Source organism: Streptomyces fructofermentans (assembly GCF_014651055.1).
GTDB classification, from domain to species: Bacteria; Actinomycetota; Actinomycetes; order Streptomycetales; family Streptomycetaceae; genus Streptomyces; species Streptomyces fructofermentans.
On record NZ_BMWD01000001.1, the window covers coordinates 134,398 to 148,864 of the forward strand.

Here is a 14,467-nt window from a genome sequence, read left to right on the forward strand (position 1 = left end):
CAGCTACGGGATCAGGGTAGGGCGACGCACCAGGGCCGTGTCCCCCCTTCACCGGGGGAAACACGGCCCTTGGCGTGAATGGCGTGAACGCGCCCGTCCGGTCTCAGTAGCGCGGGCGGTTGAACCACGCGCTCGCCGCGCCGTTGACCATCGACGCGAGGATGATGCCGGCGATGGCGAGCGAGATGAGTCCGCCGAAGGTGCCGGAACCGCCGCCGCCCTGCACGGTGTTGACGAGGCCGCCGAGGATCATCAGGGACGCGTACACGATCGTCGTGACGCGGATGCCGCTGCCGCCGGTCTTGAACTTGACGCCCAGGAAGATGGAGAGGGCGCCGAGGCCCAGCATCAGTGCCGCGATCAGGAAGCCGAGGCCGGCGAGCGTGTCGGTGGCGTCGCCGCTGCCGACACCGTTGGACACGTCCTGGGCCGCGCCGACGGCGATGCCCGCGATGACGCCGAACAGGAGCTGGAAGCCGGCCAGCACGAAGAGGAGGACGCGCGCGGTCTTCATCAGACCCGGCATCTCGGCCGGCATGTGGTTGCCGCCCGGGTAGCCCGGGTATCCGGGCTGCTGCGGGTAGCCGTAGCCGGGCTGCTGCTGGGGGACGCCCTGCGGGTAGCCGTAGCCGGGCTGGCCCTGCGGAGGCTGGGGCGGGTAACCGGGCTGCTGGCCCGGCGGCGGACCGTAGGGGTTGTTCGGGTCGCCGAAGCTCATGGCGTCTTTCCTCCGTCGTTGCGTAAGTGCGGGGACGACGCGGCACATTTCGGAGGAATGTCTACAGATGCGGTTCGTCCCCCCGGTACTGTCCGCGGCACTGTGTGGCTCATCGTCCTTAACGCGTCACTTATTTGTCCAGCCGGATACCGGCTGTGTTGTGCAAGTGCAACATCGCCGATCTTGCGCCGGCGCGGCACGCAGGGGCCCCGGGGGGCCGCGGGGCCGCCGTCGCGGGGCTGCCGGGGCGCAGACCGGGGCCCCCGGGGTGCCGACGGGGCTCGCCGGGGTGCCGATGGCGGGCTGCCGGGTTGCCGACGGGGGTCGCCGGGGTGCCGACGGTGGGCTGCCGGGGTGCCGACGGGGGTCGCCGGGGTGCCGACGGGGGGCCGGATTGGAATCGGGGCCCGGTCATCCGGGAGGATGGGGCCATGACCGCCCAGATTCTCGATGGCAAGGCCACCGCAGCCGCGATCAAGTCCGACCTGACCGTCCGCGTGGCGGCTCTGAAGGAGAAGGGCATCACGCCCGGCCTCGGCACCGTCCTGGTGGGCGACGACCCCGGCAGCCAGAAGTACGTCGCGGGCAAGCACCGCGATTGCGCCCAGGTCGGCATCGCCTCCATCCAGCGCGAACTGCCCGCGACCGCCACGCAGGAGGAGATCGAGGCGGTCGTCCGCGAGCTGAACGAGGACCCGTCCTGCACGGGCTACATCGTCCAGCTGCCGCTCCCCAGGGGTATCGACGAGAACCGCATCCTGGAACTCATGGACCCGGACAAGGACGCGGACGGGCTGCACCCGATGAACCTCGGCCGTCTCGTGCTGAACGAGCCGGCCCCGCTGCCCTGCACCCCCAACGGTGTCCTCACCCTGCTCCGCCAGTACGGCGTGGAGATCAAGGGTGCCGAGGTCGTGGTCGTGGGCCGCGGCGTGACCATCGGCCGCCCCATGCCGCTGCTGCTCACGCGCCGCTCGGAGAACGCGACCGTGACCCAGTGCCACACCGGGACGCGGGACCTGGCCTCCCACCTGCGCCGGGCCGACATCATCGTCGCCGCGGCGGGCTCCGCTCACCTGATCCGCCCCGAGGACGTGAAGCCGGGAGCGGCCGTGCTGGACGTCGGCGTCTCGCGCAGCGCCGAGGGCAAGATCGTCGGTGACGTCCACCCCGGTGTAGCCGAGGTCGCCGCCTGGATCTCCCCGAACCCCGGCGGAGTGGGCCCGATGACCCGCGCCCAGCTCCTGGTCAACGTGGTCGAGGCGGCGGAACGCAGTGCCGGCTGAGAACGGGCCGGAGGCACCGGCGGAACGGACCGGTACGGGCCCCGAGGGCGCCCGGGAGCCGGCGCACGCCCCGGCGGGCTCCGGCGGGGCGCGGAAGAACGGCGTCGCACGCGGCGCCGCGCCCGCGCGCGACACCCTGACGGTCACCCCGGAGGACGGCTCCGGCGAGGAGCACGTCGTGTCCGGGGACGGGACGCGGGACGCGGGCGCGCACTCCGGCGCGGACGCGTCCGTGGGCGACGGCGGGACGGCTGCCGCGGACGGCAGGAGCGCGGACGGCCGGGGTACGGACGCCGGCCCCGCGGGTGCCGGCGGCGGACCCGGCCACGCCGACGGGAGTGACGCGGGCGCCGGCGGAAGCGCGGGGGCTGACACCCCTGACACCTCAGTCACCCCTGATGTCTCTGACACCTCTGTCGCCTCTGACGGCACGGACGGTCCCGCAAGCACCGACGGCACGGGGGACGGTACGGGGGACGGTACGGGCGTCGGGACGTCCGAGTCCGGTGAGCTCGAGACCCGTGACGCCGTCAGCGCTCCCGGTCCCGACGGGCGGCCCCGGCGCACCACGCGGCGGTTCCCGCTCTTCACCCGGGACACCGCGCGGCCCGAGGGCGGCGGCCGGGCCGCTCCCGGTGACGCGCCCGCGCCCGCGCGCCAGTGGCCCATCCTGCTGGTCATCGGCATGGCGGCGCTCGGCCTGCTGCTGACCGCGTTCGACGTCTTCAGGTTCGGCACCCTGCTGATCGGCGTGGCGCTCCTCGTGGGCGGTGTCCTGCGCTGGGTCGTGCCCGACGTGGGCATGCTCGCCGTCCGCTCCCGGTTCACGGATCTCGTGACGTACGGCGTCCTGGGGGCGGCCATCGCGCTGCTCGCGGTGATGGCGCAGCCCAACCCGTGGCTGGAGATCCCGTTCCTGGACGACACGCTGCACTTCACGATCAGGACCTGACGCGGGGCGTCCGCACACGACGACGGCCCGTCCTCCCCCGTGGGGACGGGCCGTTCGCGTTCTGCGGGAGCCGGGGAATCCCGGGCCTCCCGCGCTCCGGCGGGCGGCGCCCGTCCACTCCCCCGAGCGAGGACGGGCGCCGCTGGGATCAAGGGTCCTGGACGCGCGGTCGGCGGTTCAACACCCGTCCTGCCCCTGTGGCACGGAGGTGACGGTTCCGGTACCTCCCGGGCGCCGCGGGCGCCCCCGCGGCACGCGCCTGTGACGAATCCGGCCGAGCCGCTCGCGCCGGGTTCGTCACACCCGTGAACCCTCGCGGCGCGCGGGACGTACGAGGTCGTGCGGGTGTTCACCTCGCGACCCTTGCGTTGATGTGTTGACAAGTTCGAGGATTTAATCTCATCGCCCTCGACAACATGGATAACGTGGGCAATCGGGGCGGTCCGGGACGTCCCGTGCGCCGGTTGGGGGGATCGCGTCGGCCGGGGGACAACTCGGTGGGACACTGGACCGCAGACCAGCGGGCGTGCAACGGTGCATGCCCACAGGCCCGAATGCTCCCGTGCGCCCCCATCCCGGGAACTGAGATCCTTGCTGCGCGCATCCCTGTGGGTAGTCGGAACGGGGATTCGGCAGAGGGCTTCACATGCGGGAAAGCCAGCACGTACGGGGGGAAGAGGGGGGTAGCAATGCCTCGTTGGAGGGCCTTGCCGGATGAACTCGATCCGCAGGTCAGGGAGTTCGCCAGTCAGTTGCGCCGGTTGGTCGACCGCGGAGGGCTGAGCATCGCCGCCGTGGCGGACCGCACCGGATACAGCAAGACGTCCTGGGAGCGGTATCTGAACGGCCGGCTGCTCGCGCCCAAGGGCGCGATCGTGGCCCTGGCCGAGGTGACCGGAACCAATCCCGTGCACCTGACGACGATGTGGGAGCTGGCCGAGCGCGCCTGGAGCCGCTCGGAGATGCGCCACGACATGACCATGGAGGCGATCCGGATCTCCCAGGCGCGTGCCGCGCTCGGCGAGTTCGGACAGGCTCCGGCCAAGGGGGGACGGAGCAAGCAGGCGCGCGCCGGGGGCAGCGCGACCGCGACGCCGGCACCGGGTGTCGCGGGGCCCGCCGGGGTCGCCCCGACGGTGCCGCCGCAGCCGTCGTCCGGCGACGACCGCAGGTCCTCGTACGACGCCGGCGGCGGATGGGGTGCCGTGGCGTCGCCCGGCGGGGCATCCGGCCGGTCCGGTGCCGCGGGCCGATCCGGCGCGGCCGGGGCAGGGGCGGGCTCGTACGGCCCTTCCGGTGCGCCGGGGGACTCCGGCCCGGCCGGTGGGCCGCCGCGCAACAGGCGGGCCAAGTCCGGCGGTTCGCCCGCCGGGCGGGGCGGGAAGCGGCGCCTCACGATGTTCCTCGCGGGGGTCGTGGGCGCGCTCGTGGTGATAGCCGCGGCCGTGTACCTCACCGGCTCCGGCGGTGACGACGGGGGCAAGGACGAGGCGAAGCCGAAGCCGAGCCCCACCGTCAGCAAGGAGCTGCCCGCGGGTGTCGAGTGCAGCGGCAAGGACTGCGCGGGCCAGGACCCGGAGGAGATGGGCTGCGGCGGGACGCTGGCGCAGACCGTCGAGAAGGTGGCCGTCGGTGCCGCCCAGATAGAGGTCCGCTACAGCGAGACGTGCGGGGCCGCCTGGGCCCGCATCACGGCTGCCGGACCCGGCGACGAGGTCCGGATCACGGCGGGCGGGGCACCTGCCCAGACCGCTTCGGTCGACACGGACACCGACGCCTACACCCCGATGGTCGCCGTCAAGAACGCCACCGCGGCCAAGGCCTGCGCGACGCTCGCGGCCGGCCAGGAGGGCTGCACGAAGTAGCCGCGCGGAGCGTTCCGCCCGGCGACGGGCACCGCTCCTGACGGGCGCTCCGCCACGGCGGGGCGAGCCCGGCGGCGTACGGGCCGACGTGCGACAGCGACACCCGCAGGGCCGGGCGTCCGCCCCCGACAGGGGCGGGCGCCCGTTCCCGTTCCCGTTCCCGGCGGACCGCGCACCGAACGCGGCACGGCGGCCCGCGCACCCGTGCGGCGTGCGCGGGGCGTGCGCGCGGGCGTGCCTGGTCGTGTCCTACGCCCGCGTCACGGTCGTGGCCCGGGGCGCGGTGGTGGCGGACCCCCGGTGGACATGGGGGGCTCCGTCCGGCGTCGGGAAATCGGCGGACGGGTGGAATGGCCGCCGCACTCCTGGGCAGGCGGGAAGTACCCCCACGGGAGTCCGGAGCCGCCCGGGAGGACGACACCCCTCCTCCCGGTTGACCGCACCCCCACCAAGGCGGCCGCCCGTCCCTCTCTCCCGGACCGGCGGCCGCCTTCCCGTGCCCCGCGCACCCCGCCGCAGCGGCCTCGAGACCGCGTGCGGGCGGCCGGGAGCCGGACGTGTACCGCCGACACGCTCCTGTGGGGTGGGCCACAGCGGACCCGGCCGTACGGCAGGGCGGATGCGCGATAGCCTGACCGCTGGATCTCTCTTGACGCCAAGAGATCGATCATCGGTACCGGTGATCGATCATTGCCCGGCAGGGGAGTCCCGTACCCCGGGGCAGGGACGCCCCACCGTCAGCTGTCATACGGAGAACGCCATGACCCGCACTCCCGTGAACGTCACCGTCACCGGCGCTGCCGGCCAGATCGGTTACGCCCTGCTCTTCCGCATCGCCTCCGGCCAGCTGCTCGGCGCGGACGTGCCGGTCAAGCTGCGTCTCCTGGAGATCACGCCGGCGCTCAAGGCCGCCGAGGGCACCGCCATGGAGCTCGACGACTGCGCCTTCCCGCTGCTTCAGGGCATCGACATCACCGACGACCCCAACGTCGCCTTCGACGGCACCAACGTGGGTCTCCTGGTCGGCGCCCGCCCCCGCACCAAGGGCATGGAGCGCGGTGACCTGCTCTCCGCCAACGGTGGCATCTTCAAGCCGCAGGGCAAGGCCATCAACGACAACGCCGCGGACGACGTGAAGATCCTCGTCGTCGGCAACCCGGCCAACACCAACGCCCTCATCGCCCAGGCCGCCGCGCCGGACGTACCGGCGGACCGCTTCACCGCGATGACCCGCCTGGACCACAACCGCGCGCTGACGCAGCTCGCGAAGAAGACCGGTTCGACGGTCGCGGACATCAAGCGCCTCACCATCTGGGGCAACCACTCCGCCACCCAGTACCCCGACATCTTCCACGCCACGGTCGCCGGCAAGAACGCCGCCGAGACCGTGAACGACGAGAAGTGGCTGGCCGAGGAGTTCATCCCGACCGTCGCCAAGCGCGGTGCCGCCATCATCGAGGCCCGCGGCGCGTCCTCGGCCGCCTCGGCCGCGAACGCCGCCGTCGACCACGTGTACACGTGGGTCAACGGCACGGCGGACGGCGACTGGACCTCCATGGGCATCCCGTCGGACGGCTCCTACGGCGTCCCGGAGGGCCTCATCTCCTCCTTCCCCGTCACCACGAAGGACGGCTCGTACGAGATCGTCCAGGGCCTGGACGTCAACGAGTTCTCCCGCGCCCGCATCGACGCGTCGGTGAAGGAGCTGGAGGAGGAGCGCGAGGCGGTTCGCGCGCTCGGCCTCATCTGAGCCGCTCCCGCCGGAGCCACCGGTCGAACGGAAGCCGCCCCCGGGTCCTCCCGGGGGCGGCTTCCGCCGTGCGGGGGGCCGTCGTGCACGGCCCCCCGCCGCGCCCATGGGCCCCGTACGGGCGGGCCGGGTTGCCGGCGGGGTGGCTCAGTAGATGCTCAAGTCCCTTGTCCCGTGCGGACGTTCGCGGTGACGATGGGGTCATGTTCGGACGTTCGAGGTCATCGGATCTGCACGTGGTCGTCCTGCGGGACGCCGAAGCCGTCGCCGAGGCCGTGCGCCGGGCGCTCGACGGGGCGACGCCGGAGGAGCGGCCGGGGCTGGAACGGGCCGCAGCCCTGGTGGAGGAGGCCGCGGCCGCCTCCGGGGCGGAGCTGCGGGCCCGCTGGGTCGCCGAGCGGATGGCCGAGGCCGGGATCGAGTCGGGGTACGACTCCGTGGCCGCGATCAAGGCGCTGCGCGGCGCCGCGCCCGGACTGGGCCTGCTCCAGGCCGTGCAACTGGCCAAGGAGGCCGAGGCCGTGCGGTCGTCGAAGTAGCGGCCTCCCGAACCGGAGCCCCGCTCGCGGGTCGTCGTCGTACGCGGCGGCCTCGCGGTGCCCGGCGCCCCGGTGGAGCGCGGCGGCCTCCTCGGGCGGTGCCGGGTCCGTCGTGTTGTGGCCCCGGGGCAACCGCACGTCGGGTTCCGCCCGAATCCGGAGAGCCGGGCCCGCGTGTCGGCCCACCCGGCGACGGCGGCCACGACCGTGACGGCGGCGAACCGCAGTCGGTTGTCGGCCGGGGCCCGGGGCCCGGGGCCCGGGGCCGGGGCCCCGGTGACCGTACGAGCCCTGCCCCTGGAAAGCACACCCCCGGTCAGCCGAGGCGCCTCCTGGGGCCGGTGCGCAGGGAGCCCCGCCGGTCGACCGCGGACCGCACGGCCCGTCCCGTACCGCCCGTCGACCGCGGACCGCACGGCCCGTCCCGTACCGCCGGGCGCCGAGGCGCAGACCCGCCGGCACGAGGACCGCGTCCCTTTTCCGTGCATATCGGGGGACTTTTCAGTGACGCCGCGCACTTCCGGCGCGAGGCGCGCATGCATCGGGGGCTCCGGGGCAGAGGCTCCCGGTCCCCAAGAGTGGCACGCGCGTGACGCAGGGGCACTGACCAGGAACGGAAGGCAACACCGATCATGCCGGGACAGCAGGCGCAGCAGACGATTCACGTGGACGGAGAGTGGCGGACCGCCGCCTCCGGGGCCACGCGCGACATCCTCGACCCGGCGGACGCGAAGCCGTTCGCCTCGGTCGCCGAGGGCGGTGTGCCGGACGCGGACGCCGCCGTGGAGGCCGCCCGGCGCGCCTTCGACCACGGCACCTGGCCGCGGACGCCGGTCGCCGAGCGCGCCGCGCTGCTGCACCGCGTCGCCGACCTCCTGATCCGCGACCGCGAGAGGCTCGGACTCCTGGAGAGCCGCGACGCGGGCAAGACCCTGGAGGAGGGGCGGGTCGACATCGACTGTGTCGCGGACGCCTTCCGGTACTTCGGCGACCTCGTCGCCGCCGAGCCCGCGGGACGGGTCGTCGACGCGGGCTCGACCGACATCCACAGTGTCGTCGTGCACGAGCCCGTCGGCGTATGCGCGCTGATCACGCCCTGGAACTACCCGCTCCTCCAAGCGAGTTGGAAGATCGCGCCGGCCCTGGCCGCCGGCAACACCTTCGTCGTCAAGCCCAGCGAGATCACCCCGCTGACCACCGTCGCCCTGATCGACCTGCTGATCGAGGCGGGGCTGCCCGCCGGGACCGCCAACCTCGTCACCGGCCCCGGGCACAGCGTCGGAGCCCGCCTCGCCGAGCATCCGGGCGTCGACCTGGTGTCCTTCACCGGCGGCCTGGCCAGCGGCACGAAGGTCGCGCAGGCCGCCGCCGTCACCGTGAAGAAGGTCGCCCTCGAACTCGGCGGCAAGAACCCCAATGTCGTCTTCGCCGACTCCTGCGCCACCGAGGAGGGCTTCGACACGGCGGTGGACCAGGCACTCAACGCCGCGTTCATCCACAGCGGCCAGGTCTGCTCGGCGGGCTCCCGGCTCATCGTGGAGGAGTCCGTACGTGAGCGCTTCGTCGCCGAACTCACCCGGCGGGCGAGGCTGATCAGGCTCGGACGGGGCACGGAACCGGGTGTCGAGTGCGGCCCGCTCGTCTCCGCCGACCAGCGCGAGAAGACCGAGTCGTACGTCGCGGCCGCCCTCGCGGAGGGCGCGGTCCTGCGGGCCGGCGGAGCCCGCCCGGAACCGTCCGCGGAACGGCCCGCCACCGGGTACTTCTACGAGCCGACCGTCCTCGACCAGTGCCACCGGGACATGCGGGTGGTCCGGGAGGAGGTGTTCGGGCCCGTCCTCACGGTGGAGACCTTCCGAACGGAGGACGAGGCCGTCTCGCTCGCCAACGACACCGAGTACGGGCTCGCGGGCGCCGTCTGGACCGCCGACGCGGGGCGTGCCCGGCGGGTGGCCGCGCGGCTGCGGCACGGCACGGTCTGGATCAACGACTTCCACCCCTACCTCCCGCAGGCGGAGTGGGGCGGCTTCGGCCGCAGCGGGGTCGGCCGCGAACTCGGCCCGGCGGGCCTCGCGGAGTACCGCGAGACCAAGCACGTCTACCAGAACCTCGCGCCCGCACCCGTCCGGTGGTTCGCGGGCTGACCACGGGCCCCGCACCGCGTCCGGCCGCGACCGCGTTCCGGCCGCCCCACCGCGCCCGGCGGGGCGCGGCGTGCCGCCACCGCGCCCGCCTCGGCGCCACCGGCCCCGCACCGCACCCGGCCGCCGCGCTCCGGACGAACGCGCCGCGCACCCGCCCGCCGTAACGCCCCGGACCCACGCGACCCCCCACCGCACAAGGCACCTTGGAGTACCACGGCATGCACGACACGACACACGAGAAGACACTCGCGGGCCGTCACGAGGACGCGAACGAGGACACGTACGACTACGTCGTCGTCGGCGGCGGCACCGCCGGGTCCGTCATCGCCTCCCGGCTCACCGAGGACCCCGGCGTCACCGTCTGCGTCATCGAGGGCGGCCCCAGCGACGTCGGCCGCGACGACGTCCTGACCCTGCGCCGCTGGATGGGCCTGCTCGGCGGGGAACTGGACTACGACTACCCGACGACGGAGCAGCCGCGCGGCAACTCGCACATCCGGCACAGCCGCGCCCGTGTCCTCGGCGGCTGCTCCTCGCACAACACGCTCATCGCGTTCAAGCCGCTGCCGTCCGACTGGGACGAGTGGGAGGCGGCGGGCGCCCGCGGCTGGGGCGCGGCCCCGATGGAGGCGTACTTCACGCGTCTGCGCAACAACATCGTCCCGGTCGACGAGAAGGACCGGAACGCCATCGCCCGCGACTTCGTGGACGCCGCCCAGTCCGCGCTCGGCGTACCCCGCGTGGAGGGCTTCAACAGGAAGCCGTTCACGGAGGGCGTCGGCTTCTTCGACCTCGCTTACCACCCCGAGACCAACAAGCGCTCCAGCGCCTCCGTCGCGTACCTGCATCCCGTGATGGACGAACGGCCCAACCTCCGCATCCTGCTGGAGACATGGGCGTACCGGCTGGAGCTGGACGGGACGCGGGCGCGCGGTGTGCACGTGCGGACGAAGGACGGCGAGGAGGTCCTCGTGCGGGCCCGCAGGGAAGTCCTCCTGTGCGCGGGCGCGGTGGACTCGCCGCGTCTGCTGCTGCACTCCGGCATCGGGCCGCGGGAGGACCTGGAGGCGCTCGGCATTCCGGTCGTCCACGATCTGCCGGGCGTCGGCGAGAACCTCCTCGACCACCCGGAGTCGGTCATCGTGTGGGAGACGGACGGGCCGATCCCGGAGAACTCCGCGATGGACTCGGACGCCGGACTGTTCGTCAGGCGGGACCCCGAACAGGCGGGCCCCGACCTGATGTTCCACTTCTACCAGATCCCCTTCACGGACAACCCCGAGCGCCTCGGCTACGAACGCCCCGCGCACGGCGTCTCCATGACCCCCAACATCCCCAAGCCGCGCAGCCGCGGGCGCCTGTACCTGACGAGCGCCGACCCGGACGACAAGCCGGCCCTCGACTTCCGCTACTTCACGGACGAGGACGACTACGACGGCCGCACCCTCGTCGACGGGATCCGGATCGCACGGGAGATCGCCCGGTCCGAGCCGCTGGCGGGCTGGCTGAAGCGCGAGGTGTGCCCCGGACCCGAGGTGACGGGCGACGAGGAACTCGGCGTGTACGCGCGGTCGGTGGCGCACACGGTGTACCACCCGGCGGGCACCTGCCGGATGGGGGCCGAGGACGACCGGCTCGCGGTCGTCGACCCCGAGCTGCGCATCCGGGGGCTCGACGGCATCAGGATCGCCGACGCGTCCGTCTTCCCGACGATGCCCGCGGTGAACCCGATGATCGGAGTGCTCATGGTCGGCGAGAAGTGTGCGGACCTCGTGGGAGGCGGTGCGTGATGAACGATGGACGGACGACTTCCACGACGGGCGGTTCCGCGGCGGGTTCGCCGACGGGTGCCGCGACGGGTGCCGCGGCGAGTGCCGTCACGGGTCCGGCGGGCTCCTTGAGCCCTGCGGGTGCCGCAGGGTCCGCGGGTTCAGCGGGGGCCGCCCTGGGCAGCGCCGCGGCGGCCCCGGCCCCGGCCGGTGTCCCGTCGAACGCGCCCGCCCCGGCACATCCCACGGGCCCCCGGGGCGCCACCGGTTCCTCCGGCCCCGCGGGCGCCGCGGGTTCACCGGGTTCGGCCGAGGCCGTTGTCCCGGTGGCCTCCGGGACGGGCGGCGGCAGCACACCGGCGTCCGCCCGGGACGCCGCCGCGCGGCCCGTGTTCGCGGTGGAGGGCCTCTGGAAGGTGTTCGGCCCCAAGGCCGACCGTGTTCCCGCCGACCCCGGGCTGGCCGCCCTCGACGCGGCCGAGCTGCGGTCCCGCACCGGCTGCACCGCCGCCGTCCGGGACGTGAGCTTCGACGTCCGCAAGGGCGAGGTCTTCGTCGTCATGGGCCTGTCGGGCTCCGGCAAGTCGACCCTCGTCCGGTGCCTGACCCGGCTCATCGAGCCGACGGCCGGCACGATCGCCATCGACGGCGAGGACGTCCGCGCCATGGACCGGGCCAGGCTGCGCGAACTGCGCCGCCACCGCGCCGCGATGGTCTTCCAGCACTTCGGCCTGCTCCCGCACCGCACGGTCCTCGACAACGTCGCGTACGGCCTGGAGGTGCAGGGAATGGGCCGGCGCGAACGCCGGGAGAAGGCCCGCGAAGTCGTCGCCAAGGTCGGCCTGGACGGCCTGGAGCAGCGGCGCCCCGGCCAGCTGTCCGGCGGCCAGCAGCAGCGCGTCGGACTCGCGAGGGCCCTCGCCGTGGACCCCGAGGTGCTGCTCTTCGACGAGCCGTTCAGCGCGCTCGACCCGCTGATCCGGCGCGACATGCAGGAGGAGGTCATCCGGCTGCACCGTGAGGAGGGCCGCACGATGGTCTTCATCACCCACGACCTCAACGAGGCCCTGCGCCTGGGCGACCGCATCGCCCTGATGCGCGACGGCCGGGTCGTCCAGCTCGGCACACCCGAGGAGATCGTCGGATCGCCCGCCGACGACTACGTACGCGAGTTCGTCCGCGACGTGCCGCGCGAGCAGGTCATGACGGTCCGTACGGCCATGCGCCCGGCGTCCGCCCGGGAGGCGGGCGAGGGCCCGGCGCTCGCGCCGCGGGCCACCGTCTCCGAGGCCATCGAAGCCGTCGCGCGCACCGGGCAGGCGGCCCGGGTGATGGACGGTGGGCGCTGCCTCGGAGTCGTGGACCACGAGCGGCTCCTGGGAGTGGTGGCGGGAACGGACCGCGGGGAGGCCGTCTGATGGCCTCCGCCACTGCGCCCGTCGCGCCCGACGGTGTGACCGGCCTGCTCAGAAGCAGGGCCGCCGGCAAGCTCCTGCTGCTCGCCGTGGCCGCCGCCGTGCTGATCCCGCTCGCCGTGTCCCGCTGGTCCGGCGGCACCTGGCCGGACGCCCTGACCGTCGACCTGTCCGGGCCGCTCGGCGGTGCCGGCGACTGGATCATCGACAACCGGGACAGCCACCCGCTGTTCCTCCACTTCTTCGGCCATGTCTCGAACGCGGTCGTCCTCTCCGTGCGCGCCGTCTACCTGGTGCTCCTCGCGGCGGGCTGGGCGGGCGTCACCGCCACGGCCGCGCTCGTCGCCTGGCGGGCGGCCGGGACACGGCAGGCCCTGGGCACGGGCGTCGCGTTCCTCGTCTGCGGACTGCTCGGCATGTGGGTGCCCACCATGCAGACCCTCGCGCTCATGGTGGTCGCGGTCCTCGCGTCCGTCGTGCTCGGCGCGCTGCTGGGCCTCGCGGCGGGGCTCTCCGACCGCACGTACCGGGCGCTGCGGCCCGTCCTCGACACCATGCAGGTGCTCCCGGCGTTCGCCTACCTGCTGCCCGTGGTCCTCGTCTTCGGCATCGGCGTCCCGGCCGCGGTCCTCGCCACCGTCGTGTACGCGGCGCCGCCGATGGCCCGGCTGACCGCGCTCGGACTGCGCGGCGCCGACGCCGGGGTGATGGAGGCCGTGGAGTCCCTGGGCACCACGGCCCGGCAACGGCTGCTCACCGCCCGGCTGCCGCTCGCCCGCAAGGAACTCCTGCTCGGGCTCAACCAGACGATCATGATGGCGCTGTCCATGGCGGTCATCGCGTCCGTGATCGGCGCCGGCGGCCTCGGCGACCGCGTCTACCAGGCCCTCGCCTCCGTCGACGTGGGCGCCGCGCTGGCGGCCGGCATCCCGATCGTGCTCCTCGCGATCGTCCTCGACCGGGTGACGGCGGCAGCCGGCGAGGACCTCACGGAGCCCCGCGCGAACCGTGCGGCCCTGGCCGGCGCGGCGGCGGCCGGCGTCGTCGCCGCCGCGCTCGCCGGACGGCTGACCGGCCGCCTGGACTGGCCCGGCACCTGGAGCGTGAGCATCGCCGAGCCGGTGAACCGGGCCGTCGAGTGGATGACCGGCCACCTGTACTCCGGCGTCCCCTACGTGGGCGGCACCGCGGACTGGGCCGGCCACTTCACCACCTGGATGCTCGACCCGCTGAGGGACGGCCTGCTGTGGCTGCCCTGGTGGTCGGTGCTGCTGGCCGTGGCCGCGGTGGCCTGGCTGATCGGCACCTGGCGCACCGCGCTCACCGCCGTCCTCGCGATGGCCGCGATCGGCGTACTCGGGGTGTGGCAGCCCGCCCTCGACACGTTGTCCCAGGTGCTCGCGGCGGTGGCCGTCACCCTCGTCCTCGGGTTCGCCACCGCCGTGGCGGCCGCCAGGAGCGAACGCTTCGAACGGCTGCTGCGCCCGGTCCTGGACGTCTTCCAGACCATGCCGCAGTTCGTGTACCTGATCCCCGTCGTGGCCCTGTTCGGCGTCGGCCGCGCCCCCGCGGTCGCCGGGGCGGTCGTCTACGCGCTGCCCGCCGTCGTCCGCATCACCACCCAGGGGCTGCGCCGGGTGGACGCCGCGGCCATGGAGTCCTCGCGGTCGCTGGGAGCCACCGGATGGCAGCAACTGCGCCAGGTGCAGGTACCGCTGGCCCGGCCCGCGCTGCTCCTCGCCGTCAACCAGGGGGTCGTCCTGGTCCTCGCCGTCGTCATCATCGGCGGCCTCGTCGGCGGAGGCGCCCTCGGCTACGACGTCGTGTTCGGCCTCGCGCAGGGCGACCTCGCCACGGGCCTGGTCGCGGGCGCCGCGATCGTCTGCCTCGGCCTGATGCTCGACCGGGTGACCCAGCCGACGGAACGCCGCACGAAGAAGGGAGCGTGACATGACTCGTCGAACGTCCAGCGAATCCCGTACGCCCCGCACAACCCGTACGCCCCGCACGACCCGTACCCCACGCACGA

Annotated in this window: 10 protein-coding genes; 9 read left to right on the forward strand and 1 reads right to left on the reverse strand. The window is 73.9% G+C overall.

Annotation, left to right across the window (positions count from 1 at the left end; all coding sequences use genetic code 11):
• Nucleotides 1–103: 103 nt before the first annotated feature.
• Nucleotides 104–718, reverse strand: a complete 615-nt coding sequence (locus tag IE265_RS00525) for a hypothetical protein (RefSeq protein WP_190033243.1) — start codon at nt 716–718, stop codon at nt 104–106.
• 431 nt (nt 719–1,149) lie between these two features.
• Here IE265_RS00525 and IE265_RS00530 point away from each other — a divergent pair, with 431 nt between their 5' ends.
• From IE265_RS00530 to IE265_RS00570, 9 genes are all read left to right on the forward strand, one after another.
• A complete protein-coding gene (locus tag IE265_RS00530) occupies nt 1,150–2,004 on the forward strand; it encodes a bifunctional methylenetetrahydrofolate dehydrogenase/methenyltetrahydrofolate cyclohydrolase (RefSeq protein ID WP_190033244.1) in 855 nt (284 codons plus the stop codon).
• A 232-nt stretch (nt 2,005–2,236) separates the two neighbouring features.
• The gene (locus IE265_RS00535) at nt 2,237–2,956 is read left to right on the forward strand and encodes a DUF3017 domain-containing protein (RefSeq protein WP_190033722.1); all 720 of its coding nucleotides are present in this window, start codon (nt 2,237–2,239) and stop codon (nt 2,954–2,956) included.
• A gap of 689 nt (nt 2,957–3,645) precedes the next feature.
• Entirely contained in the window at nt 3,646–4,821 is a 1,176-nt protein-coding gene (locus IE265_RS00540) for a helix-turn-helix domain-containing protein (protein WP_190033245.1), read from the forward strand.
• Between the two features lie 760 nt (nt 4,822–5,581).
• Nucleotides 5,582–6,571 carry a malate dehydrogenase gene (locus IE265_RS00545; RefSeq protein WP_190033246.1) on the forward strand — a complete coding sequence of 330 codons (990 nt, stop codon included), beginning with the start codon at nt 5,582–5,584 and terminating at the stop codon, nt 6,569–6,571.
• Nucleotides 6,572–6,774: 203 nt separating this feature from the next.
• Nucleotides 6,775–7,110, forward strand: a complete 336-nt coding sequence (locus IE265_RS00550; RefSeq protein ID WP_190033247.1) for a hypothetical protein — start codon at nt 6,775–6,777, stop codon at nt 7,108–7,110.
• Nucleotides 7,111–7,742: 632 nt separating this feature from the next.
• On the forward strand, nt 7,743–9,254 hold the full coding sequence (locus IE265_RS00555) for an aldehyde dehydrogenase family protein (protein ID WP_190033248.1): 1,512 nt from the start codon (nt 7,743–7,745) through the stop codon (nt 9,252–9,254).
• Between the two features lie 218 nt (nt 9,255–9,472).
• Nucleotides 9,473–11,044 carry a GMC family oxidoreductase gene (locus IE265_RS00560; RefSeq protein ID WP_190033249.1) on the forward strand — a complete coding sequence of 524 codons (1,572 nt, stop codon included), beginning with the start codon at nt 9,473–9,475 and terminating at the stop codon, nt 11,042–11,044.
• Nucleotides 11,045–11,349: 305 nt separating this feature from the next.
• Nucleotides 11,350–12,441, forward strand: a complete 1,092-nt coding sequence (locus tag IE265_RS00565; RefSeq protein WP_190033250.1) for a quaternary amine ABC transporter ATP-binding protein — start codon at nt 11,350–11,352, stop codon at nt 12,439–12,441.
• Nucleotides 12,441–14,387, forward strand: coding sequence for an ABC transporter permease (locus IE265_RS00570; RefSeq protein WP_190033251.1), 1,947 nt, complete (start codon nt 12,441–12,443; stop codon nt 14,385–14,387). Before IE265_RS00565 ends, IE265_RS00570 begins: the two co-directional genes overlap by 1 nt.
• Nucleotides 14,388–14,467: the final 80 nt, after the last annotated feature.

Coding starts and splice junctions, on each gene's coding strand:
- IE265_RS00525 (WP_190033243.1), bottom strand. CDS start 718: ATGAGCTTCGGCGACCCGAACAACCCCTACGGTCCGCCGCCGGGCCAG.
- IE265_RS00530 (WP_190033244.1), top strand. CDS start 1,150: ATGACCGCCCAGATTCTCGATGGCAAGGCCACCGCAGCCGCGATCAAG.
- IE265_RS00540 (WP_190033245.1), top strand. CDS start 3,646: ATGCCTCGTTGGAGGGCCTTGCCGGATGAACTCGATCCGCAGGTCAGG.
- IE265_RS00545 (WP_190033246.1), top strand. CDS start 5,582: ATGACCCGCACTCCCGTGAACGTCACCGTCACCGGCGCTGCCGGCCAG.
- IE265_RS00550 (WP_190033247.1), top strand. CDS start 6,775: ATGTTCGGACGTTCGAGGTCATCGGATCTGCACGTGGTCGTCCTGCGG.
- IE265_RS00555 (WP_190033248.1), top strand. CDS start 7,743: ATGCCGGGACAGCAGGCGCAGCAGACGATTCACGTGGACGGAGAGTGG.
- IE265_RS00560 (WP_190033249.1), top strand. CDS start 9,473: ATGCACGACACGACACACGAGAAGACACTCGCGGGCCGTCACGAGGAC.
- IE265_RS00570 (WP_190033251.1), top strand. CDS start 12,441: ATGGCCTCCGCCACTGCGCCCGTCGCGCCCGACGGTGTGACCGGCCTG.